Annotated in this window: 1 protein-coding gene and 1 tRNA gene; one reads left to right on the top strand and one right to left on the bottom strand. The window is 51.0% G+C overall.

Annotation, left to right across the window (positions count from 1 at the left end; all coding sequences use genetic code 11):
* Nucleotides 1–50: 50 nt before the first annotated feature.
* A tRNA-Met gene (locus HNW77_RS17220) sits at nucleotides 51–127 on the top strand.
* Between the two features lie 237 nt (nucleotides 128–364).
* Here HNW77_RS17220 and HNW77_RS17215 read toward each other — a convergent pair.
* On the bottom strand, nucleotides 365–811 hold the full coding sequence (locus HNW77_RS17215; RefSeq protein WP_172159317.1) for a TetR/AcrR family transcriptional regulator: 447 nt from the start codon (nucleotides 809–811) through the stop codon (nucleotides 365–367).
* Nucleotides 812–939: the final 128 nt, after the last annotated feature.

The raw sequence follows: 939 nt of genomic DNA, 5'->3' as shown, positions 1-939 counted from the left end.
GGCACGGGAAAGTCGGTCGCCGCCAGGTCTTCCAGTCTCCCCATCACTAACGCGGGGTGGAGCAGCCCGGTAGCTCGTCAGGCTCATAACCTGAAGGCCGCAGGTTCAAATCCTGCCCCCGCAACCATGAATTCCGTTTGATATCAAACGTTTAGGCCGCCAATTGGGCGGCCTTTTGCGTTTCTCCAGCGCCAACTGGAATCATATAGGAATCATCAGGAAACGAAATCTCGCGTAGTTTCCGGACGCGTGGGGTGTGATACGGGCGGGTAGGGAAGGGCGAGAATCGGGATGATGATCCTTAAGATCGATCGTCTGGAATCGTTCCGAGGCCCGAGAGCACCAGACCTCCGTCTCTTTGCGGTCAGATGAAAGCTTCCACAAATTTACGGCACGACTTTAAGAGGTCACGGGAAAGCTCGTCATCATTGAGTGCGCGAGTAACCGCTACGCCTCCGATCATGAGCGCGCTAATGGCAAGAGCGCTATCTGTATCTTTGATGGTGGGAAGTGCGCCGACTTTGTCGACGATATCTTTATAGACCTGCGTATAAGTTTCTCGTATCTCGCCTTCCTGTTTAGCAACGTCAGTGGCCAGAAATGCCAGAGGGCAAGGGGAGCCTTCTTGCCTGACATGCGACATATCGAGATATTTTCTAATTAATTCAGTGAGCGCGGGCTGGTCAATTTTGTCAGAAAGAGTGGCAACAGGGCCATTACTAGCCGCATGTAATATCGCGTCTTTATATAAAGTTTGTTTCGATTTGAAATGTGCATAGAAAGCTCCTCGCGTGAGATCGGCGTCTTGCATAACCTGGAGGGTTCGAAAAACCTTTGATTGACTTCTCTTGTGCCTGATTTCAGGTTTTTAGCGTGTTGACTGCTGCTTCCCTGGTCTAACTTTTACTCTGGGTTTTGAGCAGAGCGATGGTTTCCTGC

The organism is Komagataeibacter melomenusus (assembly GCF_013155395.1).
GTDB classification, from domain to species: domain Bacteria; phylum Pseudomonadota; class Alphaproteobacteria; order Acetobacterales; family Acetobacteraceae; genus Komagataeibacter; species Komagataeibacter melomenusus.
This window is presented reverse-complemented; position numbering and strand designations above follow the sequence as displayed.